Source organism: Amycolatopsis sp. NPDC114484 (assembly GCF_055633755.1).
In genome coordinates, this window is record NZ_JBVKDQ010000024.1 from 44,940 (window position 1) to 61,952 (window position 17,013).

Below are 17,013 nucleotides of genomic sequence, written 5' to 3' on the forward strand. Positions count from 1 at the left end.
GACTGACCCACCCTTCGACTAGCGTAGTGGTGAATTCATACCCAGCGGGTCGGTGTGCAGCGAGGCGCGTGTTTCCTCGCGTGAACACGTGGCTACTGCGGAACCCGCAGACGCCGCCGTCCCGTGCCCAACGTGAGAGGGACCTGCATGTCCGACGCGACGAATGCGGGGCAGTCCGGCGGCGAAACCGCGACGCTGCGCCTGCCGAGTGGCGAGCACGAGTTCAAGGTCGTCAACCCGGTCGAGGGCGCGCCGGGTATCGAGCTGGGAAAGCTGCTGGCGCAGACGGGGTACATCACCTACGATCCCGGGTTCGTCAACACCGGCGCCGCGTCGTCGGCCATCACCTACATCGACGGTGATGCGGGCATCCTGCGCTACCGCGGCTACCCGATCGAGCAGCTGGCGGAGAAGTCCACCTTCATCGAGGTGTCCTACCTGCTCATCTACGGCGAGCTGCCGACCGAGGCCCAGCTGGCCGACTTCACCGAGCGGATCCAGCGGCACACCCTGCTGCACGAGGACCTCAAGGCGTTCTTCTCCGGCTTCCCGCGCGACGCGCACCCGATGCCGGTGCTGTCCAGCGCCGTTTCCGCGCTGTCGACCTTCTACCAGGACTCGCTGAACCCTTTCGACGAGCCCAACGTCGAGCTGTCCACCATCCGCCTGCTGGCGAAGGTGCCGACGCTCGCGGCGTACGCGTACAAGAAGTCCGTCGGCCAGCCGCTGCTGTACCCGGACAACTCGCTGGGCCTGGTGGAGAACTTCCTGCGGATGACGTTCGGCTTCCCGGCCGAGCCGTACGAGGTCGACCCGGACGTCGCGAAGGCGCTCGACCTGCTGTTCATCCTGCACGCCGACCACGAGCAGAACTGCTCCACCTCCACGGTGCGGCTCGTCGGCTCGTCCGAGGCGAACCTGTTCGCGAGCATCTCGGCGGGCATCAACGCGCTGTTCGGCCCGCTGCACGGCGGCGCGAACGCGGCGGTGCTGGAGATGCTCGAGGGCATCCGCGACGACGGCGGCGATGTCGCGACGTTCGTCAACCGCGTGAAGAACAAAGAGCAGGGTGTCAAGCTCATGGGCTTCGGGCACCGGGTCTACAAGAACTACGACCCGCGCGCGAAGATCATCAAGAACACCGCGGACGAGATCCTCGGCAAGCTCAAGGGCGGCGACCAGCTGCTCGACATCGCCAAGAAGCTCGAGGAAACCGCCCTTTCCGACGACTACTTCGTCGAGCGCAAGCTGTACCCGAACGTGGACTTCTACACCGGTCTGATCTACCGCGCGCTCGGGTTCCCGACGAAGTTCTTCACCGTGCTGTTCGCGCTCGGCCGGCTCCCCGGCTGGATCGCGCACTGGCGCGAGATGATCAACGACCCGCAGACGAAGATCGGCCGCCCGCGCCAGATCTACACCGGCCACGCCTCCCGGGACTACACCCCGATGTCGGAGCGCTGAGCCTCTGCTTGGTGAAACGCCCCGCCGTGCTTTCGCGCGGCGGGGCGTTTATCGTTGTGCGGCATGACGATGGAAGCGCCGGTCGTGCTGTGGTTTCGCCGGGATCTGCGGTTGCGGGACCATGCCGCGCTGTTCGAGGCGGCCAAGCACAGCAAACACATCCTGGCGCTGTACGTGCTGGACGACCGGCTGCTCAAACCCGCCGGTTCGCCGCGCGTGGCGTTTCTGCTGAATTCCTTGCGAGAACTGGACAAAGCGCTGTCCGGCCGGTTGCTGGTGCGCTACGGCGACCCGGCGACGGAGGTCGTCGCCGCAGCGCGGGAAATCCGGGCGGCGGCAGTGCATGTCTCTACGGATACCGCACCCTATGGGCGTGAGCGCGACGCAGCCGTTGCCGAGGCTCTGGCAGAGCATCGAATTCAGTGGGTGGAGACGGGTTCTCCGTATGCCGTGACGCCGGGGCGGGTCACCAAGCCGGACGGTACCCCGTATCGGGTGTTCACCCCGTTCTACCGCGCTTGGGCGCAGCACGGCTGGCCCCGTCCGGCGGACACCAATGTGTCTATTGTGGACTGGGTTAAGCCTTCTTCTTCGGCGGCGCTGCCGCAAACTCCTGAGGTGGATTGCGAGCTGCCGCCCGCGGGGGAGGAGGCCGCTTTGTCGGTGTGGCAGGACTTCCTCTCCGACGGCCTCGCGGATTATGCTTCCGAACGCGATCGGCCGGATCACGCTGGCACCACAAAGCTTTCTCCCTATCTGCGCTGGGGCGCGATCCATCCGCGGACGATGCTGGCCGACCTGGCCGGCAACCGGTCCGAGGGGGCGCAGGCGTTGCGCTCCGAGCTGTGCTGGCGCGAGTTCCACGCTGACGTCCTGTGGAACCGGCCGGAAACCGCGCGGAAGAACTACGACCGGCGCTTCGACGGGATGCGTTACGACACCGGGAAAACCGCGCAGGAGATGTTCGCGCGATGGTGCGAGGGGCGGACCGGGTACCCGATCGTCGACGCCGGAATGCGGCAGCTGCTCGCCGAGGGCTGGATGCACAATCGGGTCCGGATGATCGTGGCGAGTTTTCTGGTGAAGGACCTGCATTTGCCGTGGTGGTGGGGCGCGCGGCACTTCATGAAGCATCTGGTGGACGGCGATCTGGCGTCGAATCAGCTGAACTGGCAATGGGTCGCTGGTTCCGGGACGGACGCCGCGCCGTATTTCCGGATCTTCAACCCGACCACGCAGGGCCAGAAGTTCGACCCGCGGGGCGATTACGTGCGCCGGTATGTGCCGGAATTGCGTGGAGTGGAAGGAAAAGCGGTGCATGTGCTGAAGGAGCGGCAGGAGGGGTATCCGGAGCCGATCGTCGACCATGCGGAGGAACGGCAGGTCGCGTTGCAGCGGTATGGGGCGATTACGGGGTCGTAGCATGGGCCGATGAGTTTCACCGTGCACGCCGCGGAACACGCCGGGATCACGGTCACCGACCTTGATCGGGCGATCGGGGTTGCCGGCGCGGACTTCTCCACCGCCGTCCTGGTCGCGCCGGGCGGGCACCGGGTCGAGCTTCTTCAATACCATCAGCCCGAGGACCGGCGCAGCCTGCGGCCCCGGCCCTGCGACGTGGGTTCGGTCCATCTCGCGCTCATCGTGGACGACATCGAAGCCGTCCTCGAGGCCGCCGCCCCTGCTGGATGGACGGCCGCCGGATCGCCGCAGACCATGCCGGAAGGTCCGAGAGCGGGTACCCGGTTCGTCTACCTGCGTGACGAGCAGGACGGCACGGTCCTCGAACTCATCCAGCTGCCGGTCTAACGTCGCAACGCGTCCAGCAGCCGCACCCGGCTGCCGACCCGCAGCACTCCATTCCGGTACACCCGCGCCCCCACCCAAGTGACCACCGCGATCAGCACCACCGTCAACACCAGGGACAGCACCACTTCCCAAGGCTCCACCGCGCCGAGCGCGATCCGTGCGGGCATCAAGATCGGCGACAGCAACGGGATCAGCGAAACCACCCGCGTCGCCGTCCCGTGCGGTGCTTGCGTCAGCAGATTGATTCCCGCGACGAACCCGATCACCAGCGCGATATTCACCGGTCCGACCACCGCCTGCGTGTCCTCCTGTCGCGACACCAGTGCGCCGGCCGCGCCGTACAGCATGGCGTAGAGGAGGAAACCGAGCAGATACCAGACGAGACCCCAGCCCAGCGTCCCCAGCGCGACGCCCGAAATCGAGAACACGCCCGACACGCCGCCGGCGAGCAAACCCGTCACGGCGAGGATCGCGAGCTGCGCCAACCCGACCAGGCCGAGCCCGATGACCTTGCCCAGCAGCAAATGCACGGGCCGGACGGTCGCGAGCAGGATCTCCACCACCCGGCTGGATTTCTCCTCGACCACGCCCTGCGCGACGAACATCCCGTAGGTCATGATGCTGATATACAACAGAATCGCGACCACGATCCCGGTCACGAGTTTCGTCCCGGCTTGCGGATCCGCCGGTTCGAGAGCTTGTACGTCGGCATGAGTGGCGGATACTGCCTGGTGCACAGCGACGGGATCGAGGTTCGCGGAGTACAGCTGAGCGTCCAGGACCTGTTGTTGCGCGATGTTGTCCAGCACGGTCCGCAGCTGAGAGTCCAAAGTAGACTTTACGATCACCCTCGGCCGAGAAGCGCTGCCGGAGACGAGCGCGTCGACATCGCCGTCGCTGACTTGGGTCAACCCGTCCGATTCGGACTGTACTAGGACGATCTTGAGGTGCCGGTCGTTGTTCTCCAGTTGCGTGGCGATGCCCTGCGCTTGCCCCACTAGCGCGACGCGAGTCGTCTCCCGGTCTCCGGCGAGGAAAACCTGCAGGGTGACGTAACCCAGCAAGAGCAACAGCATCACCGCGGTACTGACTGCAAAGGACCGGGTGCGAAGACGTGCGTTGAGTTCCCGTTTGGCCACCAATCGCACGGCGCGAGTGGAGCGGATTCGGCTCATCGAGGTGCTCCCGGCGTGGCGACCGAATCGCGGAACAGGTCGGCGAGCGTACGGCGGCGGTGGCTGAATTCCGTCACCGGGCCGGTGGCGAGCGCGGCGGCGAGCACGGCCTGGTCATCGGCGCTCGGCGAAAGCTCCAGCACCGTCGTGACACCGCGGTCTTCGAGCACGCGTGCGCCGGGAACTGTTGCTGCCCAACCGGGATTGGCGCTCGGCGCGGTGACGACCAGCCGACGTCCGGCGTCGCGGGTCAGCTCGTCCACGGTGCCGACCGCGACCATCCGGCCGTCGCGGATGATGCCGACCCGGTCGCACAGCCGCTCCACGAGGTCGAGCTGGTGGCTGGAAAACACCACCGGCACGCCCGTCGCCGCTTTCTCCCGCAGTACGCCGCTCAGCACGTCTACCGCGAGCGGGTCGAGGCCGGAGAACGGTTCGTCGAGCACCAGCAGTGCCGGGTCGTGCACGAGCGCGGCGGCGAGTTGCACGCGTTGCTGGTTGCCGAGACTGAGCTTCTGGATGTCGTCCTTGCGCCTCGGCCCGAGCCCGAGCCGTGCGATCCACAATTCGGCGGCGCGGTGCGCGTCGTTGGTGCTGAGACCGTGCAGTTCGGCGAGGTAGACGAGCTGGTCGATGACCTTCATCTTCGGGTACAGACCGCGTTCCTCGGGCAGGTACCCGATTCGCGCGCGGGTGTCGTGCGTGACCGGCTGCCCGGCGAACCGCACCTCGCCGGAGTCCGCGGAGAGCACGCCCAGCACGATCCGCATCGTGGTGGTCTTGCCCGCCCCGTTGCTGCCGACGAACCCGAACAGCTCGCCCGGCGCAGCGGTGAAACTCACGTCGTCGAGCGCGGTTTTCGTGCCGAACCGCTTGCTGATCCGGTCGATCTCCAGCGTCACGCGTCTCCCTCCCCGTCCGGAAAAGCCGCGCGGCTGAACACGGCCTCCACCGGCAGCCCGAACACCGCGCAAATGCGCAACGCCAGGTCGAGGCTCGGGTAGTGATCGCCGCGCTCCAGCGCCCCGATGGTCTGCGGATTGACCTCGACCGCCTCGGCGAGATCCGCGCGACTCATCCCGCGCTCCGCCCGCAGCACCGGCAGCCGGTTGTGGATCGGCAGCTCCTTGCCACGCCGCACCGGGCTCATGAACCGCACTGTTGCAAAAACCCAACGACCCGTCAAGCTGCCTTGCCGGTAGTTACCCGGGTTTTCACGACAGTCCAGCCAGCGTTTTCTCCACCAGTTCGGCCACTCGCTCCCGGGCGGCCTCGGCGTCGGCGGGCACGAGGGCCAATCGGGTGCGGCGTTCGAGGACGTCCTCGACGGTCGTCGCGCCTTCGTGGCGGACGGCCCACACCACCTCGGCCGCGGTGATTTCCGTCGACGCGCACAGCGGGGCCGCGAATTCCGGCTCCAGTTCGCCGAGCGCTGCCACGCGAGGTGCTTCGGTGCCGTACTTGGCCACCAACCGCGCTGGAGCGTCCACAAGCGACAGTCGGGAGCGCGGGGCGGCGCCGAGCAGAGGAAGCTTCGCAGTACGCGAAGGCCCAGCGGGCAATCCGGCGTGTGTCAAAGCAGCATCGACGGCGTCCTCGGCCATGCGGCGATACGTCGTCAGCTTCCCGCCGACCACGGTGAGCACGCCGTCAGAACCGGTGATCACCGCGTGCTTCCGCGAGAGATCCGCGCTGCGCCCGGCGGAACCGGAAACGAGCGGCCGCAATCCGGCGTAGGAGCCGATCACGTCCGCAGTGGTCAACGGACGGTTCAGGACCGAAGAGGCCGTCGAAAGCAGGAAGTCCACATCGGACTCCGGAACCGTCGGGATGTCGGGGACCCCGCCGGACACCGGCTCGTCGGTGAGTCCTAAGTAGACCCGTCCGTCGAGCTGCGGCAGCAGGAACACGAACCGGTTGGTCTCGCCGGGAACCGGGATGTTGACCGACGTGGCCCCGACCCGCACGGTGTCCGGCGCGAGCACCAGGTGCGAGCCGCGGGAAGGCCGCAGCTGGACAGAATCAGTCAGCGTATCGGCCCAGACGCCAGTCGCGTTGATGACCTGACGCGCGCGAAGCGTGTACGAAGAGGTCCCATCACTGACCCGGGCTTCGTTGCCGGACAAGGAAACCGCCGACAAACGCGTGAGGATTCGCGCCCCGAGCAAGGCCGCGGTACGGGCAATGCTGACCACCAAACGCGCATCGTCGACCAAAGCACCGTCGTACGCCAACAGAGCGCCGCGTAGTCCGGCGGGAGCCAGGCCGGGGGACAGGGCGAGTGCTTCAGCAGCGGGAATCCGGCGCGGCCCTGGCAGGACGGACGACGGCGTACGCGCAGCCCTCCGCAACCCGTCGCCAGCCCGGAGGCCAGTGGCGATCAAAGCCTGTTGCGCGGCGGAAGTGCCGGGATAGAGCGGAAAAAGCTGCGGCATCGCGCGCGTGAGGTGCGGCGCGGTGCGGGTCAGGAGAATCCCGCGCTCCACGGCGCTTTCGTGGGCAAGACCGAGTTCGCCCTTGGCCAGGTACCGCAATCCGCCGTGCACGAGTTTGCTGGACCAGCGCGACGTGCCGAACGCGAGATCGTGCGCCTCCACCAACGCGACGGAAAGGCCGCGCGCAGCCGCGTCGAGCGCGATGCCCGCGCCGGTGACACCGCCGCCGACCACGAGCACGTCGACCTGTTCGCCGTCGACCAGCCGGGACAGTTCGCGTTCGCGGCGGCGGGCGTTGAGGGATCCGGTGCTCATGGTTTCAACCCCGCTTCGACCAGGTGCCGGAATTCGGCGAGCAGCGCGGCCTCGTCGACATCGGCGGTGGCCGGGCGCAACGAGAACGCGAACGACTGCACGACCAGCAGCACCGAGCGCGCCTGCGCGGCCACCTCGGCGGTGCGCACCGATCCGTCTCGGTGCCCCTCTTCGAGCAGGCCTCGGAGCACGTGCTCGGCGAAGTGCTGCGTCGCGCCGAGCCGCTCCACGATGTACGGCAGCACCAGTTCGGCGTCGACATCCAGCAGCGTCCGGAACAGCGGGTCGGCCGACAACGCGCCGACGCTGGCCGCCGCCAGGTGCACGATGCGGTCGCGCGCGTGCGCCGCGTGGTCGCCGGACTCGTTCACCCGCTGCAGCAGACCGCTGAACTCGCGCGTCATCAGCGCGGCGAGCACGCTGCGCACATCGGGGAACCGCCGATAGACCGTCATGCGGCTGACCTGCGCGGTTCGGGCGATCTCGGCGAGCGTCGTGCGCCGGACGCCGACCGCGAGCACGCACTGGCGCGCGGCGTCGAGGAGCTCGTCGTCGGCCACGCGGGCCGAGGTCGGGCGGCTGCGGGCGTCCGCGAGTGCGGAGGGGGCCGCTCCCGGTCGGGAGTGACGTTTGACGTCCATGTGTCACACTGTAGTCGTGAGCGATCTCATCAACCACCGCATCCGGCGTTCGTGGACCGAAGAGGGCTCGGCCTCGGCCGGGCTGCCCGACCGCGCGGTCCGGTGGCTTGGCCAGCGTATCGGCCAGGTCGGCCCGGATCGAGGCGGGAAAACCGGCGCCCCGGCCCCGGTCGCCGAGTCCGCGCTGACTGTGCCCGTCCGTACCGAATTCGAGGAACTTCTCGGCGCGGACCACGTGCTCCTCGACCCGGAGGAACGGCTCGGCCGGGCCGGTGGTCTGTCCTATCTGGACCTCCTGCACGCGCGGGCGGGCGACGAGGTGCCGGTGCCGGACGCGGTGCTGCTGCCCGCGGACCCGGACCAGGTGCAGGCCGTGCTGGACGTCTGCGTGCGGCACGACATCGGCGTGGTCCCGTTCGGCGGCGGCACCTCGGTGGTCGGCGGGGTCGCGGCGCTGCGCGGCGACAAGGCCGCGGTGGTCGTGCTGGACCTGGTGCGGCTCGACGAGCTGGTGTCGGTGGACCCGCTGTCGCGGATCGCGGTGCTGCAGGCCGGCGTGCGCGGTCCGGAGGCGGAGCGGCTGCTCGCGGCGCACGGGTACACGCTCGGTCACGTGCCGCAGTCGTTCGAGCGCGCCACCATCGGCGGGTTCGCGGCCACCCGCTCGGCCGGGCAGGCGTCGTCCGGTTACGGCCGGTTCGAGGACATGGTCGCCGGGGTCCGGCTGGCCACGCCGAAGGGCGAGTGGCGGCTCGGCGTCGCGCCGGCGTCCGCGGCCGGACCGGATCTGCGGCAGCTCGCGGTCGGCAGCGAAGGCACGCTCGGCGTGATCACCGAGGTCGCGTTGCGGGTCCGGCCGTTGCCGGAGCAGCGGCATTACGAGGGCTGGATCGTCGACGGCTGGGAGGCCGGAGCGGCGGCGGTGCGGAAGCTCGCGCAGGACCACGCGCTGGCGGACGTCACCCGGCTGTCCGATGTGGACGAGACGAATGTGTCGTTCTCGCTCAACGCCGGGCTGAAAACCACTGCGCTGAAGGCCTATCTGGCGGCGCGCCGGATCAAGAACCCGTCCCTGCTGATTGTCGGCTGGGAAGGCGACGTCGCTCGCCGCCGGCGGCGGACGTCGGCGATGTTGCGCTGTTCCGGGGCATTGCGGATCGGCAAGGTGCTCGGCGAATCGTGGCGGCACGGCCGGTTCTCCGGCCCGCGCCAGCGCGACGCGTTGCTGGATCTCGGGGTCTGCGTGGAAACCCTCGAGACCGCGGCTTATTGGTCCAATTTGGACGAACTGCACGACGCGGTGCGCGCGGCTTTGGTGGCCTCGCTGGGCCGCGCGATCGTGATGTGCCACGTTTCGCACGCTTACGAAACCGGTGCGTCGCTGTACTTCACCGTGCTGACTTCGCGGGACGACACCGATCCTGTCGGACAGTGGCAGCGCGCGAAGGCGGCGGCGTGCGAGGCGATCACCGGCATCGGGACGATCAGCCACCACCACGCGGTCGGCGTCGACCACGCGCCGTACCTGGAGGCGGAGATCGGCCGGATCGGGCTGGACGTGCTGCGCGCGGCCAAGTCCGCAGTGGATCCGACCGGGATCCTGAACCCCGGAAAACTGCTCGGCTGAACGCGCCCGCGCGGGCAGACTGGCGCGGGTGAGCGATGCAGTGGGTTCCTTTCCGCAATACGAAGTGTTCGCCGACGAATTCCTCGACCACGCACAGGACGGGTTCTACAACGCGCACTACGACCGCCCGGCCTGTCTGGAGTTGCTAGGCGACGTCGCCGGGCAACACGTCCTCGACGCCGCGTGCGGTCCCGGCCTCTACGCCGAAGAACTGACCGCACGCGGCGCGCGAGTGACCGGGTTCGACCTCAGCCCGCGCATGGTCGAGCTGAGCCGCGAACGGGTACCGGCGGGCGAGTTCCGCGTGCAGGACCTGGCCGAACCGCTGACCTGGCTGCCGGACGCGTCGGTGGACCAGGTGCTGTTCGCCCTCGCGCTGGAGTACGTGGACGACCGGGTCGGCGCGTTGCGCGAGTTCCGCCGGGTGCTGCGGCCCGGCGGCGCGCTGGTGTTGTCGAGGCAGCATCCGACCGGCGATTGGCTCCGGCACGGCGGCAACTACTTCGACGTCCGGGTGATCGAGGAGGTCTGGAGCCGCGGCTGGAAGGTGCGGTACTGGCTGGCTCCGCTGGAACGCACCTGCGAGGAGTTGCGCGAGGCCGGGTTCCTGATCGAGCAACTGCGCGAGGGACGCCCGTCTGCCGAAGCCGCCTTGGTCGATCCCGAACGGCACGCCCGGCTGGCGCAGGAGCCGCTGGGCTTCCTCACTGTGCGCGCGATTCCGCGGGTCAGCTAAACGTGTGCTCCGGCGGCAGCACGGTGCAAGCCAGGCCGTGCCCCGCCGCCGCTTCGCCGATGAGCGACGCCGCGTCGGCCTGGGCCACGTCAGCGACGCGGACCGGGGAACCGTTGACCAGCAACGGAAACCGGATCGGCGAGGCCCCGACGTAAGCGTTTACCCCGGAAAGCAGCACGCCGTCCAGCCGGATGTCGGCGTGGTCCAGCGTCGCCAGGTCGTACCGATTCCCGCGACCCTCGCAGACATCCAGTACGGCCAGCTGTTCCGGCGTCGCGAACCAGACGAAGTGGTCCTCCGGCACGCCCGGCAGCGCGGTGAGCGTTGCCGGGCGCTGACCGTCGCGTTGGCGCAGCCCGGCGGCCCACACCGCGGCGAGCCCGGTGCATCGGACCCGAGCCGCGACGACCGGCCCGGTCAGGCCGAGCCGGTCGCGCAGCCAGGTGATCTTCGACGGGCACGCGTTCGACCCGTACGCGAGCACCGGCGTGCGCGAACGCCACCCCGGCGGCGCGGTGTCCAATGCGTGGCCAGCGCCGTCGAGGTGCACGTACGAGCAGTCCGGCCGGGTGCCCGGGTACGGGTCGGCCGGATAGTCCGCGTCGGCGAAAAGGATCAGAACTCCACCACGCTGCGCAGCACGTCGCCGTGGTGCATGCGCTCGAAAGCCTGCTCCACGCCGTCGACGCCGATCCGCTCCGTGACGAACTTGTCCAGCGGCAGCCTGCCCCGCAGGTACAGGTCGACGAGCATCGGGAAGTCCCGCGAGGGCAGGCAATCGCCGTACCACGACGACTTCAGCGAACCGCCGCGCGAGAAGAAGTCGATCAGCGGCAGGTCGTTGAGCTTCATGTCCGGCGTGGGCACGCCGACCAGCACGACGGTGCCGGCGAGGTCGCGGCCGTAGAACGCTTGGCGCCAGGTCTCCGGACGGCCGACCGCGTCGATCACGACGTCCGGACCGAACGAGTTCGTCGCGTCCTGCATCGCAGCGACGACGTCCTCCTCGCTCAGGCCGCGGCTGTTGACCGTGTGCGTGGCCCCGAAGTCCTTGGCCCACTGCAGTTTCCGGTCATCGGTGTCGATCGCGACGATCGTGGTCGCCCCGGCCAGCCGCGCGCCCGCGATGGCCGCGTCGCCGACGCCGCCGCAGCCGATCACCGCGACCGAGTCGCCGCGCCCGACCGCGCCGGTGTTGATCGCCGCGCCGAGCCCGGCCATCACCCCGCAGCCCAGCAGCCCGGCCACGGCGGGTTCAGCACGCTCGTCGACCTTGGTGCACTGTCCACTGTGGACGAGAGTCTTCTCGAGGAACGCTCCGACCCCCAGCGCGGGCGACAGCTTCGTGCCGTCGGTGAGCGTCATCGGCTGCTCGGCGTTGAAAGTCGAGAAGCAGTACCAGGGCTTGCCGCGCTTGCACGCCCGGCAGGTGCCGCAGACCGCGCGCCAGTTGAGGATCACGTAGTCCCCGGGCGCGAGATCGGTGACGCCCGCGCCGACCTTGTCCACCCGTCCCGCGGCCTCGTGCCCGAGCAGGAACGGGAACTCGTCGTTGATCCCGCCCTCGCGGTAGTGCAGGTCGGTGTGGCACACCCCGCAGGCCTGCACCGACACGACGGCCTCGCCCGGCCCGGGATCAGGCACCACCACTGTCTCGAGCGTGACCGGCTGGCCCTTGGCCCGTGACACGACTCCCTGGACCTCGTACGGCATGCGCACAACCTTTCACCCGCGACGGCGTTCCCAAGCCGCAGCTAATCACGGATCATGCGCATATCGCCATAGCCCGGATCGGTTCCCTATTCGCCGGTCGCGCCGTCGGCGAGCTCGCGGACCACGTCGAGCTGCCCGACGTGCCGGGCGTACTCCTGGAGCAGGTGAAAGAGGATCCAGCTCAGCGCGGGCGGCTGTGCCGGAGAATCGAAGCGACCGCCGCCGCGCGCGATGTCCTGGAGCCGCGCACCGGACACGATCGTCCGGGAGTCCGCGCACGAGTCCAGGAAGAGCGCCCGGATCTCGTCCGCCGATTCGTCCGCGCCGACCGACCACTTTCCGGTCTCGGGGTCGTTCTCGCCCCAGACCGGATCCACGTGCTCGCCCAGGAAACCCCAGCGCAGCCACCGTCGCTCCACGAACGCGAGGTGCTTGAGCAACTCGAGCGGAGTCCAGCCCGACGGGAGCCTGCTGGTGCGCAGCTCGTCGTCGGACAGGCCGTCGAGCTTGCGCAGCAGCGTGTCGCGGTAGTAGTCGAGATAGGCGAGCAGCAGCTCGCGAGGGTCCGCCAGACTGTCCGAGGGTTCGGTCACGGACGGCACCGTAGCCCCGAAACGGCAAGGCGAACCAGCGCGTTTACGGCGTGATCAGGTAAACGACCCCGCCCGGCCCGCCGGCCACCGCGCCGCTCTCGGTGTGCCGCTTCGTGCGCTGCCAGATCTTCTCGAACTGGTCCCGCTTGTACACCGTGCGCACGCGGCCGTCGGAGCTGGACGCCGGGTCGTTCGCGATCACATCGCCCGCCTGGGTGAATCCGACGACGACCATCAGATGCCCGGCGGTGCCGTAGCCCGCGCCGTCGAGTTCGCTCGCCAGGAACGACTGCGAGGTGATCACCGGGATGCCGCGCGCGATGTAACCCTCGAGTTCGTTGAGGTCGTGCAGCCGCGTGATGTGCCCGCGCAACCCGAGCGAAGCGGCGTACGCGGTGTTGAACGGCCAGTTGCCGGTGCCGTCGTAGGCATAGTCGTAGGTGCCGCGCGCGGCGTAGACGACCGACCGGTCCTGGTAGTCCGCCGGGATCCAGTCCATCTGCCGCGCGGACGGCTTGCGGCCCCAGTACTCGGCGACCATCTCGGTCGAAGTCGGGCTGCACCAGGCCTCGCCGCCACCGCCGTATTGCGGGAACTGTCCTTTGTGGATGTTCTGGGCGAACGGCGGCACCTTCAGCTCGATCCCGCGCGCCCGGCCGGGTTTGGTGGTCTGGACGTCGAACCGGTCCGGAACGTTCGAGGTCATCGCGCCGAGCGAGGACAGTGTCGGCGTGGTCGGCGAACCCTGCTCGCGGTACAGCGTTACGCGCAGTTGGTACGAGCGCAGCGTGACGCCAGCCTTCGTGGCGAGCGTGTCGACGTCGACCGAGGCGTTGGCGTCGCTCTGCCCGTCGACGCTGGTGCGGTGGATGTCGGCGTCCCCGCTGGCCCAGCGGCCCATTGTGTACCAAGTGGTTTCGGCCCCAGCCGAAGTCCGGCCGCGCGCCTGCACCTCCAGCCACGTCTTCGCCGGGGTGCGCGCGTTCCACGACGCGATCAGCTGCGTCGCGTCGAAGCCCTGTCGGTACTTCGGCGACGTCCAGGTGCCGTAGTCGTAGGTGCGCGTGGTGCCGAGCCCCGGTTCGGTGTGCGCGACGCTGCCCGCCGGATGCGTGATCCGCAGGCCGCCGTAACCGAAGCCGAGCCCGTCGAGCCGGCCCGCGAAGAACGAGCCGGACGACCATTCGTGGTAGTCGATGGCCTCGTCGTTACGCGCGTGCTGCGGTTCGGCAGCGGCCTGGGTCGCACCAGCCGTGAGCATGACGATGGACAGTAACGTGACCAACCCGCGAACCCGCATTCCGGCTCCGTCCCCAGACCCCAGTGGTAGCCAAAGATTTTCGCCTTCCGGAGCGGGTAAGTAAAGAGCCGCCGCTACAACACCGCTTGCGTCTGGGTGATTTTCGCGGCCAGCTTGCCGTCGTCGTCGTGGATTTCGGTCTCGACGACCACGACGCGGCGCCCGGCGTGCAGTGGTCTGGACGACGCGGTGGCGTACCCCGAACGGACGCCGCGCAGGAAGTTCGTCTTGGATTCCAGCGTCGTCGTGCCCTGCGCGCCCTCGGGAAGATTGAGGAACGCGCAGACGGCGCCGGTCGAATCGGCCAGCGCCATCAGTGCCCCGCCGTGCAGCACGCCGCCGAGCGTGCACAGCGATTCGTCCCACGCGATCCGGCTGCGGACCAGGTCCGCGCCGTGTTCCAGCACCTCGATGCCGAGCCGTTCGCTGAACGGCATCGTCTTGTGGAACAGCTGCGTGCCCTCGACGTCGGTCATGCCGAGCAGTCAACCGCAGCCGGACGCGTGGCGTCGATTACCTCGCGGGTAATCAGCTGAGCGGGTTAGTGAGCAGCAGCTCGGTGTTGCGGTCGCCGGCCTCGCCGACGTGGCTGAGGTTCGCGTGGATGTCGTTGTAGGAGAACTCGCGGTACATCGAGGCGAGCGCGTCGGGGGTGCGGGCGGAGTAGTCCACGGCGTACGGGGCGTCGGCCTCGATGAGCGTGGTGAACACCGACAGCGTGCCGTCGTGGTTGTCGGCCAGCTCGATCACCCGGGCATGCTGCGGGAAGTCGATGTGACTGGCGGTGTTGATCTCCCAGAAGCTCTGCACCGGGGTTTTGCCGACGTGCGGGGTGATCTTGTTGAGGTGGGTGTGCCCGTTGACCCAGGCCACGACGTTCGGGAAGCGCTGCAGCAGCGCGACGAACGTGTCGCCGTTGAGCCGCGGGTCCAGCAGGTGACGCGCGTCGGGCAGGAGGTTGCCCATGGTGCCGCTGGTGTGGTGGCTGAAGAGGACGAACAGCTCGTCGGTGACGGAGTGGGTGACCTTGCGGCCGAAGAAGTCGTAGTACGTCGAGCTGTTTCGCTTGAGCGTCGACTCGACCCAGTTGAACTGCGCGAGCCCGATCGAACCGTCGGCGAACCCGCCCTGGGTGGTGGTGTCGAGGCTGAGGCCGGTGACGCCGGGCGCGATCCGGAACGTGTAGTAGACGTTGCGACCGTCGGAGTTCGCGTCGGTGAAACCGTGCCCGACCGGTCCCGGCCCCGTGTTCTTCGCGGCCAGATGCGCCTGGACGAACTCCGAGGTACTGAACGGACGCCGCCGCGGATCCGGCGTGACCTCGCGAACGGTGCCGCCGCCGAACAGCTCGCCGAGCGGCACGCTCTGCCCGCGCTGGATGGCGGTGCCGAGCTTGCGCGCGCTGCTCTCGTCCTTCCCGATGACCTTGTATTTGCCGGTGTACCAGCCCTCGATGCCCGGGATCCCCTCCGGCAACGTGCCCACGACGCTGTCGTCGTGATTGCCGAACGTGCAGTACCACGGCAGGTTCAACCCCGGCGCGGTGAACGGCGCGATCCCGGCTTCGAGCAGCCCGGGGATCTGCGGAAAGCCCTTCTTGGTGTAGTCGTCGGCGAGTCGCGTGCCCGGGTTCCAGAACTCCGGGTTGCCAGACGCCTGGACGCCCTCGTAGCGGTTCGGGTCGCCAGAGTTGGGCGTGATCGCGCCGCCGTTGAGCGTGGTGAGGAACCAGTCGAGTTCGAGCAGCTCGTGGTTGTCGGTGTTGTCGCCGGTGGTCATGAGGAAGTCGAACTGCCGCCCGGTAAACGGCCCCGCACGGAGACTGTTGACCCGCTTGACGAGCGAACTGGTCGCGACCGTCCCCAGCGTTTCCTGCGGCCGATGCGCGGACCCGATGAACGGATGCAAGTACTCAAATCGAGCAGGCGATTCGGTGTCAGTGATGTGCAGGTCGGTGAACTGCACGAACGCCCCGAGCGCAGTCCGCCGATCGTCACGCCCGGCCTTGGCCTCGACAAGATCCGCCCGCACAGCGACCGCCCAGCCCGGCCCGGCAGAAAGCCGCGAGTACCCCGTGGCCGCACCGGAAGCAGCCTGGTCCAGCGTGGTGCCGGTGGTACGGACAGCACGCTGGGCGGTCCGCTTCAACGCCCGGTCCAGCGCGTTGGCCGTCGGAGTGCAAAGCCGCAACCCCACCCCGGCCGCGCCTGCCGTGGTGAACGCCCGCCTGGTCAGTTCAGCCATGTCTCGCTCCCCGCCTCTCGCCCGTGCTCTGGCACGTTCCCGGACGTTCATGACCGGTCGGTGAACGAAGCCGAAGCAAAACGCGAAGGTCTCTCACATTTGCCGTGACAACGCGAGAGACTCTGTCACACAGTCAAGAGGGCCACTACCGCCGAACGGAGGGGCCAAACGTCCGTGAGGGGAACCCTGAGGGAATCTGATTCCCTCAGGGTTCCCCTCACAACCACCGCACGCCGCAAACCCCGCGCGACCGGCTCACCAGGCCGCGCACACCCACCACCAAACCGCCACCAACGCACCCACCGAACCACGCACCCACACCACCCCCGAACCCCAGACCGTCATCACAATCAGCTTCGGGGTGCCCCCGCGCAACACCGCAGCAATGTCGCCGCCAGGCGACGAGCCTCCGGCCTCAGCAGTAAAACGCGCAGGTAGCCCCCACCGCGGACAACGACACAAAGAACCAAACCAAAAAGATCACCGCCGGAATAGCAGCCAAAATCCCGCAGACCAGCCCGGCGATCCCCATCCCCTGCCCAGTCCACCCAGGCTTCCCCGCCTGCACCATCCCGGCCCAAGACAACCCGATCGCCGTAATCGCGGCGATCACATCAAAGAACGGCACCCAGAAGAAGATCAGCGCGACAATCCCGACGACCATCCCAGCCACCGCGAGCCCGCTGGTCTTCAACGGCACGCCCCCGGGATAAGGAGCTCCGTACGGCGCCCCGTACATCGGCGGCGCCCCATACGGCACCGGCATCTGCCCGGACGGATACCCCGGCGCGGGAATCGGCCCGGACGGATACCCAGGTGAAGGCACCGGCCCGGACGGATGTCCCTGCGCCGGGTCCTGACCGGGATAAGGCTGCTGCTGATACGGATCCGTCATGAATGCACTCCTGCTGCGACTGTGGCGACGGTGAGTCGTCGGCGGCCAACGGCGAAACGTTACGCG

At 68.5% G+C, this 17,013-nt stretch carries 17 protein-coding genes; 5 read left to right on the plus strand and 12 right to left on the minus strand.

All coding sequences use genetic code 11. The annotated features are described in order from the left end of the window. Window positions 1-147 precede the first annotated feature (147 nt). The 3 genes from ACZ7SW_RS38165 to ACZ7SW_RS38175 all read left to right on the plus strand — a co-directional run bounded on the left by ACZ7SW_RS38165 (window position 148) and on the right by ACZ7SW_RS38175 (window position 3,273). A complete protein-coding gene (locus tag ACZ7SW_RS38165) occupies window positions 148-1,464 on the plus strand; it encodes a citrate synthase (RefSeq protein ID WP_406638857.1) in 1,317 nt (438 codons plus the stop codon). A 63-nt stretch (window positions 1,465-1,527) separates the two neighbouring features. Then, window positions 1,528-2,886, plus strand: coding sequence for a cryptochrome/photolyase family protein (locus ACZ7SW_RS38170; RefSeq protein WP_470235228.1), 1,359 nt, complete (start codon window positions 1,528-1,530; stop codon window positions 2,884-2,886). Window positions 2,887-2,895: 9 nt separating this feature from the next. Then, the gene (locus ACZ7SW_RS38175) at window positions 2,896-3,273 is read left to right on the plus strand and encodes a VOC family protein (protein ID WP_470235229.1); all 378 of its coding nucleotides are present in this window, start codon (window positions 2,896-2,898) and stop codon (window positions 3,271-3,273) included. On the opposite strand, the gene ACZ7SW_RS38180 is transcribed toward ACZ7SW_RS38175, so the two are convergent. From ACZ7SW_RS38180 to ACZ7SW_RS38200, 5 genes are all read right to left on the minus strand, one after another. Continuing rightward, window positions 3,270-4,448, minus strand: a complete 1,179-nt coding sequence (locus ACZ7SW_RS38180) for an ABC transporter permease (protein ID WP_470235230.1) — start codon at window positions 4,446-4,448, stop codon at window positions 3,270-3,272. The genes ACZ7SW_RS38175 and ACZ7SW_RS38180 overlap by 4 nt on opposite strands. Then, the gene (locus ACZ7SW_RS38185; RefSeq protein WP_470235296.1) at window positions 4,445-5,344 is read right to left on the minus strand and encodes an ABC transporter ATP-binding protein; all 900 of its coding nucleotides are present in this window, start codon (window positions 5,342-5,344) and stop codon (window positions 4,445-4,447) included. Before ACZ7SW_RS38185 ends, ACZ7SW_RS38180 begins: the two co-directional genes overlap by 4 nt. A gap of 2 nt (window positions 5,345-5,346) precedes the next feature. Continuing rightward, window positions 5,347-5,598, minus strand: coding sequence for a helix-turn-helix transcriptional regulator (locus ACZ7SW_RS38190; RefSeq protein WP_470235231.1), 252 nt, complete (start codon window positions 5,596-5,598; stop codon window positions 5,347-5,349). 64 nt (window positions 5,599-5,662) lie between these two features. Beyond that, window positions 5,663-7,198, minus strand: a complete 1,536-nt coding sequence (locus ACZ7SW_RS38195; protein WP_470235232.1) for a glycerol-3-phosphate dehydrogenase/oxidase — start codon at window positions 7,196-7,198, stop codon at window positions 5,663-5,665. Further along, window positions 7,195-7,839 (minus strand): TetR/AcrR family transcriptional regulator, encoded by a 645-nt coding sequence (locus ACZ7SW_RS38200; RefSeq protein ID WP_470235233.1) that lies wholly within the window; start codon window positions 7,837-7,839, stop codon window positions 7,195-7,197. Before ACZ7SW_RS38200 ends, ACZ7SW_RS38195 begins: the two co-directional genes overlap by 4 nt. Window positions 7,840-7,855: 16 nt before the next feature. Between ACZ7SW_RS38200 and ACZ7SW_RS38205 the strand changes: the two genes are divergently transcribed. Both ACZ7SW_RS38205 and ACZ7SW_RS38210 read left to right on the plus strand, forming a co-directional pair. After that, window positions 7,856-9,466 carry an FAD-binding oxidoreductase gene (locus ACZ7SW_RS38205; RefSeq protein WP_470235234.1) on the plus strand — a complete coding sequence of 537 codons (1,611 nt, stop codon included), beginning with the start codon at window positions 7,856-7,858 and terminating at the stop codon, window positions 9,464-9,466. Between the two features lie 28 nt (window positions 9,467-9,494). Continuing rightward, on the plus strand, window positions 9,495-10,202 hold the full coding sequence (locus ACZ7SW_RS38210; protein WP_470235235.1) for a class I SAM-dependent methyltransferase: 708 nt from the start codon (window positions 9,495-9,497) through the stop codon (window positions 10,200-10,202). Here ACZ7SW_RS38210 and ACZ7SW_RS38215 read toward each other — a convergent pair. The 7 genes from ACZ7SW_RS38215 to ACZ7SW_RS38245 form a co-directional block, all read right to left on the minus strand. Beyond that, window positions 10,195-10,752 (minus strand): gamma-glutamylcyclotransferase, encoded by a 558-nt coding sequence (locus ACZ7SW_RS38215; protein WP_470235236.1) that lies wholly within the window; start codon window positions 10,750-10,752, stop codon window positions 10,195-10,197. The genes ACZ7SW_RS38210 and ACZ7SW_RS38215 overlap by 8 nt on opposite strands. A gap of 65 nt (window positions 10,753-10,817) precedes the next feature. Beyond that, window positions 10,818-11,915 carry an S-(hydroxymethyl)mycothiol dehydrogenase gene (locus ACZ7SW_RS38220; RefSeq protein WP_470235237.1) on the minus strand — a complete coding sequence of 366 codons (1,098 nt, stop codon included), beginning with the start codon at window positions 11,913-11,915 and terminating at the stop codon, window positions 10,818-10,820. Between the two features lie 86 nt (window positions 11,916-12,001). After that, on the minus strand, window positions 12,002-12,508 hold the full coding sequence (locus tag ACZ7SW_RS38225) for a DinB family protein (RefSeq protein WP_470235238.1): 507 nt from the start codon (window positions 12,506-12,508) through the stop codon (window positions 12,002-12,004). Between the two features lie 43 nt (window positions 12,509-12,551). Continuing rightward, a complete protein-coding gene (locus tag ACZ7SW_RS38230; RefSeq protein WP_470235239.1) occupies window positions 12,552-13,808 on the minus strand; it encodes a peptidase C39 family protein in 1,257 nt (418 codons plus the stop codon). A gap of 74 nt (window positions 13,809-13,882) precedes the next feature. Further along, window positions 13,883-14,284 carry a PaaI family thioesterase gene (locus tag ACZ7SW_RS38235; RefSeq protein WP_470235240.1) on the minus strand — a complete coding sequence of 134 codons (402 nt, stop codon included), beginning with the start codon at window positions 14,282-14,284 and terminating at the stop codon, window positions 13,883-13,885. A gap of 52 nt (window positions 14,285-14,336) precedes the next feature. After that, window positions 14,337-16,052, minus strand: a complete 1,716-nt coding sequence (locus tag ACZ7SW_RS38240; protein ID WP_470235241.1) for a TIGR03767 family metallophosphoesterase — start codon at window positions 16,050-16,052, stop codon at window positions 14,337-14,339. A 415-nt stretch (window positions 16,053-16,467) separates the two neighbouring features. Then, on the minus strand, window positions 16,468-16,947 hold the full coding sequence (locus ACZ7SW_RS38245) for a DUF4190 domain-containing protein (RefSeq protein ID WP_470235242.1): 480 nt from the start codon (window positions 16,945-16,947) through the stop codon (window positions 16,468-16,470). Window positions 16,948-17,013: the final 66 nt, after the last annotated feature.